Source organism: Thermostichus sp. OS-CIW-29, assembly GCF_054058195.1.
Genome location: NZ_JBSSAB010000021.1, coordinates 1 through 17,704, shown reverse-complemented (window position 1 = coordinate 17,704; position 17,704 = coordinate 1). Strand labels below are relative to the sequence as shown.

At 58.5% G+C, this 17,704-nt stretch carries 13 protein-coding genes; 6 read left to right on the top strand and 7 right to left on the bottom strand.

Going from position 1 to position 17,704, the window contains the following annotated elements:
- The first annotated feature begins 4 nt into the window (after window positions 1-4).
- From nth to ACVWZJ_RS08640, 3 genes are all read left to right on the top strand, one after another.
- Window positions 5-709: an endonuclease III gene (gene nth, locus ACVWZJ_RS08650; protein WP_011432624.1), complete on the top strand. Its 705-nt coding sequence runs from the start codon at window positions 5-7 to the stop codon at window positions 707-709.
- Between the two features lie 110 nt (window positions 710-819).
- Window positions 820-1,803: an RNase adapter RapZ gene (rapZ, locus tag ACVWZJ_RS08645; protein ID WP_011432625.1), complete on the top strand. Its 984-nt coding sequence runs from the start codon at window positions 820-822 to the stop codon at window positions 1,801-1,803.
- A complete protein-coding gene (locus ACVWZJ_RS08640; RefSeq protein ID WP_011432626.1) occupies window positions 1,796-3,160 on the top strand; it encodes a gluconeogenesis factor YvcK family protein in 1,365 nt (454 codons plus the stop codon). The genes rapZ and ACVWZJ_RS08640 overlap by 8 nt, the downstream gene beginning before the upstream one ends.
- Window positions 3,161-3,184: 24 nt before the next feature.
- Here the strand turns inward: ACVWZJ_RS08640 and ACVWZJ_RS08635 are convergent, their stop codons facing one another.
- Together ACVWZJ_RS08635 and ACVWZJ_RS08630 are read right to left on the bottom strand one after the other, a co-directional pair.
- Window positions 3,185-4,771 carry an ArnT family glycosyltransferase gene (locus ACVWZJ_RS08635; RefSeq protein WP_457395804.1) on the bottom strand — a complete coding sequence of 529 codons (1,587 nt, stop codon included), beginning with the start codon at window positions 4,769-4,771 and terminating at the stop codon, window positions 3,185-3,187.
- A 59-nt stretch (window positions 4,772-4,830) separates the two neighbouring features.
- Window positions 4,831-5,934 carry a hypothetical protein gene (locus tag ACVWZJ_RS08630; protein ID WP_457395802.1) on the bottom strand — a complete coding sequence of 368 codons (1,104 nt, stop codon included), beginning with the start codon at window positions 5,932-5,934 and terminating at the stop codon, window positions 4,831-4,833.
- Between the two features lie 262 nt (window positions 5,935-6,196).
- Here ACVWZJ_RS08630 and ACVWZJ_RS08625 point away from each other — a divergent pair, with 262 nt between their 5' ends.
- Window positions 6,197-8,065 carry a peptidoglycan D,D-transpeptidase FtsI family protein gene (locus ACVWZJ_RS08625; RefSeq protein WP_457395800.1) on the top strand — a complete coding sequence of 623 codons (1,869 nt, stop codon included), beginning with the start codon at window positions 6,197-6,199 and terminating at the stop codon, window positions 8,063-8,065.
- Window positions 8,066-8,176: 111 nt separating this feature from the next.
- On the opposite strand, the gene ACVWZJ_RS08620 is transcribed toward ACVWZJ_RS08625, so the two are convergent.
- The 4 genes from ACVWZJ_RS08620 to ACVWZJ_RS08605 form a co-directional block, all read right to left on the bottom strand.
- Complete coding sequence (locus tag ACVWZJ_RS08620) at window positions 8,177-9,394, bottom strand: glycosyltransferase (protein WP_457395798.1); 1,218 nt, start codon at window positions 9,392-9,394, stop codon at window positions 8,177-8,179.
- Between the two features lie 198 nt (window positions 9,395-9,592).
- Window positions 9,593-12,085: an HD family phosphohydrolase gene (locus ACVWZJ_RS08615; RefSeq protein WP_457395796.1), complete on the bottom strand. Its 2,493-nt coding sequence runs from the start codon at window positions 12,083-12,085 to the stop codon at window positions 9,593-9,595.
- A gap of 66 nt (window positions 12,086-12,151) precedes the next feature.
- Window positions 12,152-12,601, bottom strand: coding sequence for a plastocyanin/azurin family copper-binding protein (locus ACVWZJ_RS08610; RefSeq protein WP_041436339.1), 450 nt, complete (start codon window positions 12,599-12,601; stop codon window positions 12,152-12,154).
- 181 nt (window positions 12,602-12,782) lie between these two features.
- Window positions 12,783-13,520: a 4'-phosphopantetheinyl transferase family protein gene (locus ACVWZJ_RS08605; protein WP_071818151.1), complete on the bottom strand. Its 738-nt coding sequence runs from the start codon at window positions 13,518-13,520 to the stop codon at window positions 12,783-12,785.
- Between ACVWZJ_RS08605 and ACVWZJ_RS08600 the strand changes: the two genes are divergently transcribed.
- Together ACVWZJ_RS08600 and htpG are read left to right on the top strand one after the other, a co-directional pair.
- Window positions 13,519-14,988, top strand: coding sequence for an LCP family protein (locus ACVWZJ_RS08600; RefSeq protein ID WP_011432634.1), 1,470 nt, complete (start codon window positions 13,519-13,521; stop codon window positions 14,986-14,988). The two genes, ACVWZJ_RS08605 and ACVWZJ_RS08600, sit on opposite strands and share 2 nt — an antisense overlap.
- Before the next feature lie 107 nt (window positions 14,989-15,095).
- A complete protein-coding gene (gene htpG / locus ACVWZJ_RS08595; protein ID WP_457395793.1) occupies window positions 15,096-16,955 on the top strand; it encodes a molecular chaperone HtpG in 1,860 nt (619 codons plus the stop codon).
- Here htpG and ribH read toward each other — a convergent pair.
- Window positions 16,949-17,533: a 6,7-dimethyl-8-ribityllumazine synthase gene (ribH, locus tag ACVWZJ_RS08590; RefSeq protein WP_414421259.1), complete on the bottom strand. Its 585-nt coding sequence runs from the start codon at window positions 17,531-17,533 to the stop codon at window positions 16,949-16,951. The two genes, htpG and ribH, sit on opposite strands and share 7 nt — an antisense overlap.
- Between the last annotated feature and the right edge of the window lie 171 nt (window positions 17,534-17,704).

The following is a 17,704-nucleotide window of genomic DNA, read 5'->3' as shown; positions in this document are numbered from 1 at the left end:
GAAGATGGCCAGCAAACGGGCCTTGCGCCAGCGAGCTTTGGAGATCCTGCTCCGGCTGAAGCGCCACTACCCCAACTCCACCTGTGCCCTCCACTACCGGACGCCGCTGCAACTTTTGGTGGCAACCATCCTCTCGGCTCAGTGTACGGATGAGCGGGTGAATCAGGTAACGCCAGAGCTGTTTCGTCGCTTCCCGGATGCCCAGGCCCTGGCGACAGCGCCGCGAGAGGAGATCGAGGCTCTCATCCATTCCACCGGCTTCTATCGCAACAAGGCCAAGCACATTCAGGAAGCCTGCCGCAGGATCTTAAGCCATTTCGGTGGCCAAGTGCCCCGCACCATGCCGGAGCTGCTCACCCTACCCGGCGTAGCTCGCAAGACGGCCAATGTGGTGTTGGCTCATGCTTTTGGCATCAATGCCGGGGTTACCGTCGATACCCATGTTAAGCGCCTCAGCCGCCGCCTCGGCCTCACTGAGCACGAGGATCCCGTGCGCATCGAAAAGGATCTGATGCAGTTGTTGCCGCAAGCGGACTGGGAGAACTGGTCTATCCGTCTGATCGACCACGGGCGGGCCATCTGCACTGCCCGCAGGCCTCTGTGCCAGCAATGTTTTTTGGCGGATCTCTGCCCCAGCGCTCCCCTCCTGAGACCGGCGGCACCGGATGAGAAAATGGATAAAAAAGCTACCAAAGCCTCGCCAACCTGAGAGGATGGTTTCTGGGCGCCCTGTATGGCTGAGCCGGCAGGGATCCCTCCCTTGCAGCACTTGTTTTGGCCGCCTCTCGCCCTAGAATAAGCTCCATGCAGGATAAACCCATGTCAGTCGCGCCCCCCGTTCTGGTCATTGCCGGCCTGACGGGAGCCGGGAAAACTTTGGCCATCCAGCAGTTGGAACAACTGGGGTACACCAGCCTAGAAGGGATCCCGCCTGCCCAGGTGATCCCCTTGGTTGAGGCGATGCGGACCCATCACGCTGCTTTGGCCATCAGCTTGAATCTCCACGCCCAGGAGTACCGGGATCAAGTTCCCACCCTGGCTGCTTGGGTGCAATCGCAAGGGATCCCTTTCCTATTCTTGGAGGCCCGCTCCCCAGTGTTGCTCAACCGTCTCAGCGCCCACCGCCGTCCCCATCCCTACGGGGAAGCTGCGGGTTTGTGGGAGGCCATTGAGCAAGAGCGGCTGGCTCTGGCCCCGGTGCGGGAACGCTGCACCCACTGGTTGGATACCTCCGACCTCAATGCCCAGCAACTGCGGCAGCAATTGCAAGCTTTGGTGCAAGGGATCCCCCAGCCCCTCAACCTAAGGCTGGTCAGCTTCGGTTTCAAATACGGCGTTCCCCCCGATGCCAACTTGCTGTTCGATGTGCGTTTTTTGCCCAACCCCTTCTTTCAGCCCCATCTGCGTCGCCTCACTGGGCAGGATCCCCTGCTGCAGGAGTTCTTGTTTGCGGATCCCATCACACAATCCACCTACCAGCACATCTTGTCCCTGATCAAAGCGTTTTGGCCCCACTACCGCGCAGAGCGTCGCCCCCACCTGACTTTGGCTATCGGCTGTACCGGCGGTCAGCACCGCTCGGTGGCCCTGGTGGAGCGCCTGGCCCAGGATTTGCAGCCTTGGACTGTCCCTGCCGGCAACCACGTTCTTCCCGACCTGAATGTTCAGGTTCAGCATCGCCATCTGCTCGACTCTCAGCGGGAGCTGGAAGCCCGCTTTGGCCCGGTGCCCGGCGAAGCCGGCGTTGCCCAGCAACAGGTTAGGATCCCTTTGGCCGGCGTTCCTGCACCTTCCCATGCCTAAGCCTGTGCCCAGCAACAAGTCCGCCGCTTGGGGCATTCGCCGCCGCAAGGCTGCTTGGCCGGGAAGTGGCTGGAAATGGCTCTTTCCCGGTTTAGCCGTTAAACGCTGGCTGAGCCTGGCGGTTGGGGGCGTGCTGCTGATGGTGCTGGGCATTGCCATCTGGACGGAGTTGACCCCCATCTTTCGCCTGAAGCGGCTGATCGACATCACCCTGCGCCTGATCACCACTTGGATCCCGAACAACATCAGTGGCCCCCTGGTGACTGGGATCGGGCTGGTGATGGTGGTGCTGGGGTTTCGCAGCGCCATGCGCTCCATCGAGGATGTGCTGATCCCCGAGGGAGATGAAGCGCTGGTGGATAAGCTGTTGTCGCGGCGGCGTCTCAGCCGTGGTCCCCGCATTGTGGTACTGGGGGGCGGCACCGGCCTCTCCAACCTGCTGCGGGGTCTGAAGCGCTACAGCTCCAACATCACAGCCATTGTCACGGTGGCCGATGACGGGGGATCCTCAGGGCGTCTGCGGCGGGAGATCGGCGTTTTGCCCCCCGGCGATATCCGCAACTGCCTCACTGCTCTGGCCAACGAGGAAAAGCTGCTCACCGAGCTGTTTCAATATCGCTTCCAGTCGGGGGAAGGGTTGAGCGGCCACAGCTTCGGCAATTTGTTCATCACTGCCCTCACCGCGGTAACCGGCGGCGACTTGATTCGGGCCATCACTGCCACCTCGCAAGTCTTGGCCATTCAGGGGCGGGTGCTGCCGGCCACCCTGGCGGATGTCACCCTTTGGGCGGAGCTGAGCGATGGCCGCCGCGTGGTGGGAGAGTCCAACATTGCCAAAGCCGGAGGACGCATTTGCCGAATCGGCTGTGACCCCCCCAACCCTCCCGCCCTACCGGAAGTCATCGAGGCTATTGAGGCGGCAGAGTTTGTGGTGCTGGGGCCGGGTAGCCTCTACACCAGCATCATCCCTAACCTGTTGGTACCGGAAATTGTGGAAGCTCTGGCCAAAAATATGGCCCCCCACATCTACGTCTGCAACATCATGACCGAGCCGGGGGAAACCGACGGCTATACTGTTGGGGATCACGTCATGGCTCTGGATCGGGTGGCAGGAGTGCGCCTATTTGACGGCGTGCTGGTGCAGCGGGAGCCACCCTCCCCGCGCGCTTTGGAGCATTACCGCCGCAGCGGTTCTGAGTTTGTGGTGCTGGATCCCGACAAACTGGCTTACCTGGGCTGCCGCGCCGTTTTGGCTAACGTCATGCAGGAGGATCCAGAGACCGGCTTGGTGCGCCACAACCCCGAACGCTTGGCTGCAATGCTGATGCGCTGGTTCGACAGACATCGCCCCCTCTAGCTTTGCCCAGGATGTCCTCTGCTGTTATTGCAGGCGGGAATAAGGGCGGGGATAGGGCTTGCGCATCTGTCGAGCCAGGTACACCTGAAAGGTTTGCGCCACCGCCCCTGCCCGCACCAGGGGAACCTCGGCCACAGGCTCGATTTGGGCAAAGTAGTCGCCATAGGTGGCCGGGATCCCTGCCCTCGGCTGGAACAACTTGGAAGTGATGAGCAGCCCATCCTGCCCCAGCCAGTCCTGCGGCTGCGACCAAAAGGCAAAGCCCCGCAAATCTGCATCCAGGCAGGTCAGAGGCTTGTCCGTCAGCGGAGCCAGGGCCATGGCGATCTGACCGCCCAAAAAATAGACATTGGTAAAAACGAACTCTGCCTCCTCAAGGGCTTGAGCCAGGTGGGGATCTGTCCGAAACCGCTGCCGCAACTGCTCAATTTCAATGAGCTGAGTAGAGGGATCCTGCTCCACGGGCCACAGGCCCAGCCCGCCAGGAGCCTGCAGCAGGCCATAGCGCACATGGGCCAGCCCCACCCCCACCACCAAGCTGACCATCACCGCCGTCCCCACTAAGGTTCGCTTCGCTCCCGGCCACCGTTCCCAGAAGGATCCCAGCAGCAGCGTCAGCACCCAAAACCCCGGCATGGGCCAGGTGGGCAAGATGGGCCGGTAGCCTCCCATCAAGGTAAAGGCCAACACCAGCGGTAATCCACAGGCCAGGATCAAAAGGTGCTTGAGCTCTTCATCCGTCAGCCGCATCCCGCGGAGAATCTGCAGGGCCACCCGACCCGTCCCTGCCAAACTCGCCCACCCCAAAGGGATCCCCAAGCTGGGGAACAGGTAAAAGATTTCAGAAAGGATCGTCAGCCCCAGCGCTGGCAGTTGATACCCTGCCTCCGGCACCGCCCGCCCCGCCTGAAAGCGAAAGGAGACCCAATCCTGCTGGGCGTTCCAGATCAGCACCGGGCTGAAGGCCAGCACAAAACCCAGCACCGCCAGCACCGTCCAGCCCGACCTCAAGGCACAGCGATGAACTGGGCTGAGCAGACAAAAGAGTACCAGGCCGAACCCCAAAGCCAAGCCGTGGTACTTCCCCAAGCAGGCCAGCCCCACCAAGAGACCTATGAGCGCTAGCCTAGGCCCTGGCCGATAGCGAGCCGCCCCATAGACTCCCAATTTCCCCTGCCCCAAAGGCACCGGGAAAAACTCCTGGCTGGCCACCCATAGGGTTGCTGCCGTAAAAAAGACCAGCGGACTATCCGGCAGGGTCAGCACCCCAAACCCAATCCAAAGGATGGGTGCGATGCTGATGGCCGCCAAGCTGATCAGTCCCGCCCGAACAGAGAAAAGGCGCGCTCCGGTGTAGTAGAGGAATAGGGAAGAGCCACAATACAGCAGCAGGGATCCCAGTCGAATAGAAAAAGCCGACACCTGGCCGGTCAAGGCAGGCCCCAAGCCCGTTGTCCAGGCCACCAGCGGCGGATGGTCAAAATAGCTCCAATCCAGATGGCGGGTGTAGAGATAGTAGTAGGCTTCGTCAAAGCCAGGCGGCAAAAGGGCAGCCACCAGGCCCCGCATGAACAAGCCCAACCCCAGGATTAGCCAAACCGCTCTAGGCAATGGAGGGGATCCCTTTTGGCAAATCGACAGATCTAACTTACCTTTAACACCCTCCGGGTCTACGTCCCTTTAGCAATCCGATTAAGCAATCCGATTTTTTTTGTCTCCAGCAAAATGACCGGACGCCCCAAAAGTTGACCTAGCTTCTCGGCCTCTGCCCGCGCCTCCCGTTCACTGCTACTGAAGATGGATAGCAAAGGCTTCTGTGATTGCAATGTCACCTCTACCGAAAAGCTAGTATCGCCATCAGAATCTGTCCTGGCCTGAACCGTGACCTGCTGCACATCTCGGAAGGAATAAGTTTTCTGCCCTCGCGATCCAAAAGGAGTGAGGTACTCCTCCTGGATTTGGTACAGGGAGCTGTCCAAAGTCACGCGGCGGCGCCACAAAGCCGATATCAGTGTAAAAATCCCTGGCGAAAGGACGAGGAGGGAGATTATAATCATCAAAGCCACTGAGGGCTTACTGCTATATACTAAGAGCTGACTCTCTGTGCCGTTCACAAAAGACTGAACGCGCCTTGCCAGTTCCTGAGCCTCCCTCTCACTGGAAGCTGACCAGGCTATCTGTTCCCCTGCAGAAGTTTTCAGCGTGACATAGTAGTCGTAGTCGGTTGTTCCTTCAGTTGGGTCTCTTGTGATTTCGGTTTTGGTTCCAGCCCCTCTCACGTCCTTGTAGAGTTTAGTCGTACTTGGCAAAGGCAGAAGCGGCTTGAAAAACACTTCGCAGTTAACCGCAGACTGGTCAACTCGAAAGCAGGTGAAGTGGTGATCGCCTAGGGAAAACCACACTAAAGCCAAGAACGGGAGGTTCATGAAGGTAAGAAAACGGCCCAAACACGAAACTTCCTTTTGGTATACGCGCTTGTTGTGGCTCTCCTCCACGCATTTCATAGACTTAACTCCGAGAAAGCTGGATTTGTTTAGATTATGGCTTGCTAGTCTGCCGGTCGTCTGTTTCCGAGAATACGAAGCGTTTAAAAAATTATGAAAAGCAGTAAGTCCTCCGGTTTTCGCTGTGCTGTATTCAACTTCCCCTCTCTCCAACCAGGAGCGGAAATTGAGTGGCTGACTGCACGAGGCGCCGGGAAGAGGTTTTAAATCAAGCAAGTTAAAGGTTTGAGCTGTTGAATTGAATGTACGCAAGTGAGTTGGGTTTTTCATGTCCTCCCAGTTTCTTTTGAATGTGATTTAAAACTGCGGATCCAAGTGCGAAAAGTCTGAGGATTTGCCCGCACCTAATTCATGTTCTGAGGTATTATGTTATCTCCAATACCTCTAAAATGTCCTGGCTGCTTTTCGGGATCCCAAGGTCTTTCCCAGAAGCTGTGGGGTGGCATAACAGTGGGATGAGCGCCAAACTAGCGGTGGTGCTCATGTGAGGATTGCAATGGAAGGCAGACCTAGGGCTAGGGTAGGGCGGCCTGTGCCGAAATCTCTGGAGACAAGGCAAAATGGCCGGCAACTTGCCCAACGGCGCCGACGCAGAGGTTCTTGGATCCCTTCACCGCGAAGCTCTAGGCAGTGGGGAACAGCGCTGGGATGGCTCTTGGGGGATCGGATCCCGACGGCCCGCCAGCTTGACTTTCGCGCCGGCATGACCGGACTGGCTTTGATCATCGCCCTATTTGTAACAGGAGCACGTCTGGTTTATTTGCAACATCAACAGGCACCCCTATTGCAGCAGCGAGCCGAAGCCCAGCAGCGAGCCCAGCTAAGACCCTTCATTCCTCGTCGCTCAATTGTGGATCGTCATTCTATTGCCAAGCAGCAGGCAGAATTGCTGGCCGTAGATCGCCCCGTCTATACTCTCTGGGCCCATCCCCGCCTCTTTGGCAAACGCACCCCGGAGGAAATGGCCACCGCTCTTGCTCCCCTGTTGCGGCGTCCAGTAGAGCAACTGGCGCAGCGGCTATCGGCCAATCAGGCAGTGCGGGTGGAGCGCTGGGTATCCCAGGAGGTGGCAGATCAAATTCAGGCTCTGCATCTGGATGGCCTGGAGCTGGTGAGCGAGCGGCAACGCGTTTACCCCCAAAAAGAGATGGCCGCTGAGGTGGTAGGCTATGTAGATCTGGATCATCAGGGCCAAGCAGGAGTCGAATATTCCCGACAAGAGCTGCTGGAGCGTACCGTTCAACCTGTTACTATTCCTCGCGATGGCTACGGACGACTGTTGGCTGCCGAGGTGCCGGAAGGGCTGCTGCAATCTGGCGAGACAGTGCTGCAACTTACCCTAGATATGCGTCTGCAAAGAGCTGCCCGCGCTGCCCTGAAAGTGCAACTGGAGCGGTTTCGAGCCCTGCGGGGCACGGTGATTGTCCTCCAGCCCCAGACAGGGGAAATCCTGGCGCTGGTGAACGAGCCCACCTATGACCCCAACCGCTACTTTGAGTATGACCCCGGTCTTTTTCGCAACTGGGCCGTAACGGATTTGTATGAGCCGGGATCCACCTTCAAGCCCATCAACATTGCCATTGGGTTGGATGCTGGAGCCTTTACAGCAGATGAACGGGTCTATGACGAGGGTCGGATTCTCATCGGTCAGTGGCCCATTCAAAATTACGACTACCACCAGCGAGGGGCCCATGGCTGGATGAGCGTCACGGATATCCTGCGGCAATCCAGCAATGTGGGCATGGTACATCTAATGCGCAAGCTGGATCCCCGCCAGTACTACAATGCCTTGGTGCGGCTGGGGTTCAACGAGCGCAGTGGCGTGGATTTGCCCTTTGAGCCGGCCAGCCGTTTGAAACCGCTGCGACAGTTTGTTACGGTGCCGGTGGAGCGGGCCACTGTCGCTTTCGGCCAGGGGCTGGCCCTCACTCCTCTACAGTTGGCTGCCATGCACTGCATCATTGCCAATGGCGGACTGAAAGTACAGCCCCATGTGGTGCGAGGCTTGGTGGAAAAGGATACGGATACTCTGGTTTGGGGATCCCCGCAGCCCCAGCCGGTGCGGGTGTTGTCCGAGCAAGCCACGCTGGCGGTGCGTATCCAAATGCGGGATGTGGTGGACTTTGGCACGGGGCAATCGGCCAAGATCGAGGGGTATGAGATCGGCGGCAAAACCGGCACTGCCCAGAAAGCCGGGCCACGGGGGGGCTATTTGCCCGGCAAGCGCATCACCAGTTTTGTGGGCTATTTCCCGGCCATTCGCCCCAATTACGTGATCTTGGCGGTGATCGACGAGCCCCAGGGGGAAGATGCCTTCGGCTCGACGACGGCTGCTCCCGTTGTTCGCTCGGTGATCCAGGAGATCATCGCCCTAGAGGGGATCCGCCCTAACTCTACTTAGCGCAGCCATAGGAACAATGGGCGAAGGTGGATGCCAAAGGGGGCCCAGACAGTGAGGAAATGAGCGAAATGCCCGTACTTTCCTATTGACTCTTCCTGGAAAAAGCCCTACTCAAGACTTGCCACCCACAGAGTCCGACTTAATCTCTGCACTCCTCCAGCTCAGCTTGGAGTTGAGGTAGAAGTTCCAGAATACAACAATACCGATGGCAATTAAGTTGGCCAACAAATAATGAATGCCCAAGCGCTCGCTCAGCAAGGTCACCAGTGAAGTGTTGAGAACCAAGCCAATTAAGCAGATAACGTTAAACTTCGCCAACCGCTTCAGGCGATTCCAGGGCCCCGGCTGCAAGCGGGTCACATGGCGAAAAGTCCACAGGTCGTTCCAGAGGAAGTTATTGAGAATGGCCACCTCCGAAGCAACCAGCTTACTGGTTATGAGATCCCATCCTAAGTTGGTGGGATCGTGCAAAACATAGAGCAAAGCCATGTCCACCAAGGTGCCGGATAGGCCAACCGTGCTGAAGCGCAAAAAGGATCCCACCTGCCCTAGCGAAAAGCGCAGCACCATCAGGTGGTGGAGATATTGGAGACAAGTTTGCAGTTGGATTTTGCTCTCGCCGTTCTGGCGCTCCTGAAAGATGTAGCCGACTTCAGCAATGGTTTTCACCCGGCCCCGAGCCAGCACCTCGATCAGCAGCTTGTAACCCTTGGGGTTGAGCGGGATCCCGGCAATGGCTTGGCGTCTGACCAGAAACAGTCCGCTCAACGGATCGGAAACACGGCTGAAAACTCCCGGCAGCAGAACCAGCCCAATCCATTGGGCCCCGCGGGAGACAATGCGCCGGCCCAGGCTCCAGTGGCTCACCCCTCCCGATGGTGCATAGCGGCTGCCCACCACCAAATCTGCCCCTTTCTGGATGAGCGGCCACAATTTGAGGACAATCTCCGGCGGATGCTGCAAATCCCCATCCATAACCCCCAGCACCTCTCCGCGGGCAGCCTGCCATCCTCGCACCACTGCTGTAGCCAGGCCCCGTTCCCGCTGCCGGCAGATAACGCTGAGTTGGGGAAACTCCTCCTGCAGCTCCTGGGCCAACTTGGCGGTGTGATCCGGGCTGTTGTCATCCACCACAATCAGCTCATAGGCCCCCGGTAGAATCGTGTCGAGGTGGGCGCACAATTGTCTGACCAAGCTGCCAATGCTAGAGGCTTCGTTGTAGGTGGGAATGACCAGCGAAAGTTGCACAGGGCTGGGGCAAGACAAAGGCGGGATCTGAAGAGGGACTACAGGGGGATGGGTGGATGAAGCAGGAGCTACATAAGGCATAAAGACTCAGTCCCGCTGACGCGAACAGCAGGCCATCCAAAAACAATGAAACAAAGACTCTCAGCCCAGGGCTGCAAATCCTAGGACTGCCTTGGTTCACATTGGATCCACAGAACGATCCCCTATCGTACTGATCGATGAGCCGCAGGGCTAGACCTTTCTCTACCTACCCAGCTTCTTCGGGAAGAGGTTACTTGGCTAAGGGGATCCCGTAGAGGGGCTCATCAACACCGGGATCTGGGCCTGAGCAGAAGGAGTCTCAGGCAGCGAGGGGGCAGGGGTGAAACTGGGATAAGGAATGCGCTCGTGGTTGGATTCCCGCCAGACCTCCACGAAAGCGTCTGCCACCACCTCCAAATCCTCCAGCGTCAGCCCACTATCAACCAACTGGCCATCTTGCCAACGGGCCTGGGCAATTTTGCGGACAACAGCTTTTGCCCGCTCGACCACATCGGGGCCGAAGCCATCGCTCAGAGTCATGCTGCGCAGGGCGGCTTCACAGGCATCGGCCATCATCACCACCCCCGTCTCCTTGCTCTGGGGGATCGGGCCATCGTAGCGGAACGGCTCTTCGGGTACGGGCTGACCCCCGGCTTTCATCTGGGCTTGATGGTAGAAATAGGCAATCAGGATCGTCCCCTGGTGCTCAGGGATAAACGCCTGGACGGCGGTAGGCAGATTATATTGCTTGGCCAGGCGCAAGCCATCGCTGACGTGGGCCTTGATAATCTGAGCACTGCGATAGGGATCGTCCAGTTGGGTGTGGGGGTTGAGGCTGCCCATCTGGTTCTCGATGAAGTAGCGGGCCTGCAGCATCTTGCCGATGTCGTGGTAAAGAGTGCCGGTGCGCACCAGCTCCACGTTGAGGTTCAGCTTCTGGGCAGCCCGTTCTGCCAAAGTGGCCACAAGCAGAGTGTGCTGGAAGGTGCCGGGGGCCTCTGCAGCCAGCCGCCGCAGCAGCGTGCGATTGGGATTGCTCAACTCGATCAGACGAATGGGGGTGGCCAAGTCAAACAGGCGCTCCAGGTAGGGGCTGGCTCCCAGGGCAACAATGCTCCACCCCAGGCTGGTTCCCCCCGCCAAAGCCATAGCCAACAGGTCGATGCCGCCGGTGGTGGCCAAGCTAACCGCCCCGTAGGCCAGCATCTGCACCGCTGCCGCTCCTCCTCCCAACAAGGCCAGCTCTTCGCGGGAACGGGAACGCCCGGCCAGGGCAGAGGCCACCACGCTGCCGGAGAGCAAGGGTACAAGGGTGAGCAGGTTGACAGGGGAGACCAAGGGCAAAAACAGCGCCTGGCCTACCACCACCACCAAGCCCAGCCCTGCCCCGTAAAAACTGCCCAGCAACAGCCCCACTGCCGGCAGGGAGCTGAACTCCAGCTTGAACAAGGCCGCCAAAAGGGGAGCGGTCAGGGAAACTATGAGGATCAACACCCGATCCCGGCGGCGCAATCCCGGCCTCAAGCGTTGTTGCAGAGGCACAAAGACAGCCAGGCCCATGCCCATCACGCCGGCCACCCCCACCAAGCCCCAGACGTTGATCCCGCGCTGGGTGAGCCCAAAGTGGTCCAAGATGAGAAAAATTTCGGGAGTGATGAGCTGATCTGCTCGCACGATCACCTGGTTCTCGGCAACCGAGATCAGAACCGGCTCGACTTTTTCCAGCTCGGCGCGAATGCGCTGCTCGGTGCGCTGGGGATCCACCTCCACATTGGGAATGAGCACCTGCTGCAGCCACTGATAGACCAGCCCTTGCAACTCCTGTCGTTGGGCAGCATTGCCCGGAAACATCAAATCGTCCAGTTGGGCTTGGATCCCTTCGGCGCGAACTTCGCGGGGCAGGCCATCCACAATCCCTATCTTCTGCAGGCGCTCCAAGACCCGCCGGCTCAAGGTTTGCAAATGCTGCCAATCCGCATCTGCCAAGTTGAGAACTGTGGCCGGAACAGGGGGGGTGAGCTGCTCCAGAGCCGGCAAAGCCGCTTGATAGCGCCGTTGCGCCGCTTCCACCTGGGCAATCAACTGGGTATAGGGATCCGTCGCCGCCATCTGGGTGGCCGATCCGTCCAACCAGACCCGCTGCCAAACCTCGACAAGCTCTTGCTTGGCCCGCTGCTCCGGAGGAAGCTGCTCCGGTCGCCCCGAAGAAGGCTCTTCCAAGGGAGATGGGGTGGCTCCGCGGATGGCCTCTTGTCGGGCGCGAGCCTGAAGGAGTTCCCACTCCTCTGGGGAAAGCTGGCGCAGGTAGATCTGCGTTGGCAGAGACAGCAACTGGACAGAAACATAGGGCAGAGGCCCTGCCTCTTGGCGGATGGCCTCCACCTCAGCCAGGAGAGCCTCCAGATTTTGCCGCATGCTGTCGTTGGCGGTGCTGTTGATTTTGAGGGCCTGAACCACCCGCCGCCGCGCCTCAGCTTGTCGGGCCTGGGTAGCCTCCACATCTTCAATCTCCGCCGCAGCAGGGGCAAGAAACGTCTGCGGAGAACGGCTGCCGACGGTCAGTTGTGGTTCGTTGTAGTAGCGGATCCCGTGGACGGCAGTGAGGGAGAGAAGCGCGAGGGCATAGCCGGCAATCCGCTCCGAAAGGGGGGGCCTGCTCTTTCGAGGGGAAGCTGCCTGGCGTCGCCGAGTCCAGTGTTCCGCGTTCGCGTCGGTGGCGCGAAGGGCTTTGGGCGTGAGCGGGTTTTTCATGGATTGGCCTGGCAGCGTCTTTCTCTTTTCTATCCCCTTTTGGCCGGGTAGCCCAGGAAGAGGATCTCAATCGCCGATGGTAATCTGCCCCACCATACCTGCTTCTGCATGGCCGGGAATGGTGCAAACCAAAGCGTAGACTCCAGATTTCAGGGGAATAAATTGCCACTCCACCGAAGCGCCTGGCTTCAGCTCCAGTTCTCGGATCTGGCCCTTAATTTCCACGCCGGCCACGTCCAGCTTGCGGGTCCAGACGGCATCGGCAAAATCCTTGGCGCTGAAATAGTGCTTCAGTTGGCTGGGGTTGCTCAGGCGGAGACGGTAGAGGCTGCCGTTGCGAAAAGACAGTTCCTTGGGCACAAACACCAACTGATTGTCGGCAGTACCCAACTCAATAACCTTCTCCTGCGGCGTTTGTCTGGAGAGATCCCGCGCCCATACCGGATGCGGGATCCCAATCATGAGGGCCGATAGCCAGATTCCCAGCACCAGGAAATGACAGAACCTGTTTAACATTGCAACAACGAGGAGAGAGGAAAGAGCAAAGAGAAAAGAGCAACGAGGAGAGAGAAAAGAGCAAAGAGAAGAGATTCCTCCTTCTCACTTCTCACTCCTCCCTTCTCACTCCTCTGCGAGTAGCCTGGAAACTCAAGATAGCATCTCTAGGCGGAGAGGTTTTGATTCCCTTCTGCCCTGTCTAGCCATCCACATCCTCGTAGAGCCGCACGGCTGGGGCTTCCTCTCCGTCTTTCCTTATTTCAAGGGCTACCGCAGCGGCGTAGCCACCGGCAACCCGAAGGGGTAGGGTTACCCAGCAAGAGTCCCCGTCCAAAGCTCTGGAGCCGGCCAGACCCCTGCCTGTTCCCTTCAGGAGCGCCTCCTTTTGTGTCCACATTTGAAAGAAAAGGGCATCTCGCTCTGGAGCTGGACAGCTGGCCAAACGGCCCTGCTCAGCAGCCGAAAAATAGCGTTGGGCGATGCGCTGCCAGCGGAGCACAGGTCGAACCCATTCCAGATCCACTCCAATGCGGTATTGCCATCTCAGGCCGATCAGGACGCGCTCGTGGGAGTGGCTGAGGTTAAACTGCAGCGGCAGGGGTGGATCCCGCCAGTAGGGTTTGCCGGTAGAACTGTGGTCGAGGGGGATCCCCTGGGGCGGAATGCCGCTGTAGCGGCTAAGCAAGCTCCGCAACCCAAGACGACCGGCCAGAAAGCGGCGCCGATCTGCCGGCAGTTGTAAACGCTCTGCCCGCCGACATTCTTCAGGGGAAAGAAGGCCGAGCTGGGGGAGCAACTTCTCCAACGGGGGGACTGTCTGCAGCCAAAGATGCACCTCTGACTTTCCCGACAACGGCTGCAGGGATCCCCCTGTGGCGACTGCTACCTCGCTGAAGTTGGATCCAGACAACTCTGAAAACTGAGGATAGGGTAACATGGCCTTGAATTGGTGGAGTTGGCAACACCACCCAGACAGTACACCCTTTCCTGTACGCGCTCGCGAGGCCTGGTCTGACCTGATGCCCTCCTTCCACTATCCCCCCCGTCCTGACCGTGTCCGCGCAGCTCGTCAGCAGGCCATTCGTCAGGGGATCCTCTGGCTGTTGTTGGGGTTCACGGCTGTGTTGGCGGGTTCTGCCGGTGCCCTCTTGGCCGTGATGTTGCCCCGTCAGGTGATCCCAACTTCCCTCACTCCTGCAGAACAAGAAGCCTTCCGTCCCGATGCCTTACGGGCTGCGGCTCTGGATCGCTCGTTGCATATCCTCATTCTCGGCACGGACAACCCGGATCCCACCCTGCCCTTGCCCACAGAGCGAGATCGCTTCCACACCCGCAGCGACACCATTCTCTTGGCCCGCTTTGATCCCCAGGCGCGGCGGATTACCGTTTTGTCCATCCCCCGCGATACTCGTGTGCGCTTGCCTGGCTTTGGTGTGGCCAAGATCAATGCTGCCAACTTGGCAGGGGGCCCGGCGCTGACGGCCCAGGTGGTCAGCCACTTGATGGGTGGGATCCCGATTGACCGCTACATTCGCCTCAATACCGACGCTCTGGAAAAGCTGATCGATGCGGTGGGCGGCGTGGAAATCTACGTGCCGGAACCGATGCAGTACGCAGATCACACCCAGCAGTTGTTCATCCACCTGGAGCCCGGCTGGCAACGCCTCAATGGAGAACAAGCCCACCACTTTGCCCGCTTTCGCCGCGATCACCTGGGATTGGGGGATATCGGTCGGGTGCAACGGCAACAGGAATTGCTGCGGGCCCTGAGCCGGGAACTGCTCTCCCCTGCTGTCTGGCCGCGGATCCCAAAGATTTTGCAGGTTATCCGCACCAACCTCGATACCAACCTCACCTGGGAAGAGGTTCTGAGCTTGGCCAAGTTTGTCCTCACCTCTGGGGGCGATCGCATCGACCTGGTGCTGCTGCCGGGCCGCTTCAGTCAGCCGGGAGAATTCTCCACCAGCTACTGGCTGCCGGATCCAGCCGGGATCCGACGGGTGGCCGTCTCCCACTTTGGCCTGGAGGCAGAGGTAGCCCGCATTCCTCCACACCGCCTGCGCATAGCCGTGCAAAACGCAACCGGAGAGCCGGGGATGGCCCGCCGTATGGTGCAAGAATTGGTGAGGCAAGGATACGCCCATGCTTTTGCCGTGGAAGACAGCACTCAGGTGCTGCAGCAAACGGAGATCCTCGCCCAGAGCGGGGATCGGGAGGGGGCTAAACAGATCCGCGCCGCCATTGGCCTGGGAGAAGTGCGGGTAGAATCTACTGGCGTTCTCAACTCCGATGTCACCATTCGAGTCGGCCAAGATTGGGCTCAACAGTTGGCTTTGGATGAAGCACTCCGCGCCGCTGACGCCAACGGCCAAACCCAAGCTCCGCCCGGAGCAGCTCAGCTCTAGAGAGCCGGTTCGGTTGCGAGTGCGGATTTCCGAAAAAGAGCCTGCTTGTCGGGGACTTTTCGGTCTCTGTAGATTAGCACTGAGCTTGTTTGAGTGCTGAGCCACCTATGACCGTGCTGGAACAGGGATCCATCACCATCCACACCGAGAACATCTTTCCCATCATCAAGCAGTCTCTCTACTCGGATCGAGAGATCTTCTTGCGGGAGCTGATCTCCAATGCTGCTGATGCCATCACCAAGCTGAAGATGGCCAGCCTTGCCGGCGAAGTGGCAGATCTCCCAGAGCCGGAGATTACGATTGCCCTCAACAAGGAGGCCAAGACCTTAGCGGTGGCCGATAACGGCATTGGCATGACTGCCGAGGAAGTGAAAAAATACATCAACCAGGTGGCTTTTTCCAGCGCTGAAGAGTTCATTCAAAAGTACAAGGGCAAAGACGCAGAGCAAGCAATCATTGGCCACTTTGGTCTAGGATTCTACTCCTCTTTTATGGTGTCGCAGCGGGTGGAGATCGACACCCTCTCCTATCGGCCCGGCAGCACGCCGGTGAAGTGGGCTTGTGACGGCACCACTACTTTTACCCTCTCCGATTCTGAGCGCTCCAGCATCGGCACCACCGTTACCCTTTACATCACCCCCGAAAATGAAGAATACCTGGAGCCAAGCCGCATTCGGGAATTGGTTCGTAAATACTGCGATTTCATCCCCGTTCCCATCAAGTTAAACGGGGAAGTGATCAACAAGCAAAAGCCCCTGTGGAGAACCTCACCTTCCGAACTCAAAGATGAGGATTACCTAGAGTTTTATCGCTACCTCTATCCCTTTCAAGAGGATCCCCATTTCTGGGTGCACATCAACACCGACTATCCCTTCATCGTGCAAGGGATCCTCTATTTCCCCAAGTTGCGCCCGGATATTGATCCCACCAAGGGTCAAGTCAAGCTGTTCTGCAATCAAGTCTTTGTCCAAGATAACTGTGAGGAAGTTATCCCCAAGTTTCTCCTGCCTCTGCGGGGGGCCATCGACAGCCCGGATATTCCTCTCAACGTCTCTCGCAGCTTCTTGCAAAATGACCGCACCGTAAGGCGCATTGGGGATCACGTTGCCAAAAAGGTGGCGGATCGTCTCAATGAACTGTACAGGGAAGATTACGAAAAATACGTCAAGGTCTGGCCCGACATCAGCCTCTTTATGAAGTTTGGGGCGATGAACAACGACAAGTTCTTTGCCCAGATTAAGGATATTCTCATTTTCCGAGTGGCCGGATCCCCTGCCGATAAACCCGAATATGTGACCCTGAAAGCGTACCTGGAGCGCACTCGCGACAAGCAAAACAAGCGAGTTTACTACGCCACCGATGAGGCTGCCCAGAGTGCCTACATCGATCTCCACCGCTCTCAAGGACTGGAAGTGATCATGTTGGATAGCTGGATCGACAGCCACTTCAGCAGCTTTTTGGAGCGGGAATACAAAGAAGAAGGGATCCAATTTAAGCGGGTGGACTCTGAGCTGGACGAAACGCTGGTGGATAAAGACAAAGCCGCCGAAATTGTTGACCCGGTAACGCAAAAAACCCGCAGCCAAAAGTTGATCGATCTCTTCCGACAAGCCCTGGGCAAAGACAAGTTGCAGATCCAAGCAGAAGCCCTTAAATCGGAGTCGGTTCCGGCCATGATCTTGCTGCCGGAGACGCTGCGGCGCCTACAGGAGCTCAACGCCGTCATCCAGCAAAAGCCGCTGGAGTTTCTGGAAGAGCACACCCTGGTTCTGAACACGGCCCATCCCCTTATCCAAAACCTGCAGTCTCTTGCCGATCAGGGCCGGGATCCCGACTTGGTTCACCTCATCTGCAATCACATCTACGATCTGGCTTTGATTACCCAGAAAAGCTTTGACCCGGCAGCCGCGCGGGCCTTTGTGCAGCGCTCCAACGAAGTGCTGACTCGCCTCACCCGCCCTCAATAGGCAGCGCTGTCCAGGGTAGACTGCAGGGCTTCCGCTCCACCGGGCAGAGACGGACGGGATCCGGCCCCGTTGCCGCTGTGGCTGTAGCTGCCTTGGAGCACGGGGGCAACTTGGCGCATCAGAGTAGCCATCTCCAGGGCACTCATGGCGTATTCCCAACCTTTGTTGCTCTTGACCCCGGCCCGCTCCAGAGCCTGCTGCAGGGTATCGGCGGTGAGGATCCCGAAAATAACCGGCACTCCGGTACGAAATCCTGCCGCCGCAATGCCTTTGGAGACCTCCGCCGCCACATAGTCGAAGTGGGGAGTTTGCCCGCGAATCACTGCCCCCAGGCAGATGATGGCGTCATAACGGCGAGATTGGGCCAGTTGGTGGGCCAGCAAAGGCACCTCAAAACTGCCGGGCACCCAGTAGTAGTCCACCTGCTTGCTCTCCGGGCCGACATCCACACCATGCCGCTTCAGCGCGTCCTGGCACCCTTCTAACAATTTGCCGGTGATCAGGTCGTTAAACCGACCGATGACAATGGCCAGACGCAGATCCTCCGTCTGAACAAAATTGCCCTCGTAAACTGCCATCTGCGCTGCTCCAGACCTACCCAAGAGAAGAATAAGCGGGCCGACACGGCAAAACCACGCTTTCCCATCCTAATTCAGTAAACTACCCGACCCTGACTGCTTCGCAGTACAGGGCGGGCTTTCGGTAGCCCTGCAGTTGGCAAGCCAACCACGAACCTCTAGGCTGGTTTA

What these genes read in the sequence shown, in the direction of transcription:
- nth (WP_011432624.1), top strand. Translation starts at nt 5, where the DNA reads ATGGCCAGCAAACGGGCCTTGCGCCAGCGAGCTTTGGAGATCCTGCTC.
- htpG (WP_457395793.1), top strand. Translation starts at nt 15,096, where the DNA reads ATGACCGTGCTGGAACAGGGATCCATCACCATCCACACCGAGAACATC.
- rapZ (WP_011432625.1), top strand. Translation starts at nt 820, where the DNA reads ATGTCAGTCGCGCCCCCCGTTCTGGTCATTGCCGGCCTGACGGGAGCC.
- ACVWZJ_RS08600 (WP_011432634.1), top strand. Translation starts at nt 13,519, where the DNA reads ATGGCCTTGAATTGGTGGAGTTGGCAACACCACCCAGACAGTACACCC.
- ACVWZJ_RS08640 (WP_011432626.1), top strand. Translation starts at nt 1,796, where the DNA reads ATGCCTAAGCCTGTGCCCAGCAACAAGTCCGCCGCTTGGGGCATTCGC.
- ACVWZJ_RS08615 (WP_457395796.1), bottom strand. Translation starts at nt 12,085, where the DNA reads ATGAAAAACCCGCTCACGCCCAAAGCCCTTCGCGCCACCGACGCGAAC.
- ACVWZJ_RS08610 (WP_041436339.1), bottom strand. Translation starts at nt 12,601, where the DNA reads ATGTTAAACAGGTTCTGTCATTTCCTGGTGCTGGGAATCTGGCTATCG.
- ACVWZJ_RS08605 (WP_071818151.1), bottom strand. Translation starts at nt 13,520, where the DNA reads ATGTTACCCTATCCTCAGTTTTCAGAGTTGTCTGGATCCAACTTCAGC.
- ACVWZJ_RS08630 (WP_457395802.1), bottom strand. Translation starts at nt 5,934, where the DNA reads ATGAAAAACCCAACTCACTTGCGTACATTCAATTCAACAGCTCAAACC.
- ACVWZJ_RS08620 (WP_457395798.1), bottom strand. Translation starts at nt 9,394, where the DNA reads ATGCCTTATGTAGCTCCTGCTTCATCCACCCATCCCCCTGTAGTCCCT.
- ribH (WP_414421259.1), bottom strand. Translation starts at nt 17,533, where the DNA reads ATGGCAGTTTACGAGGGCAATTTTGTTCAGACGGAGGATCTGCGTCTG.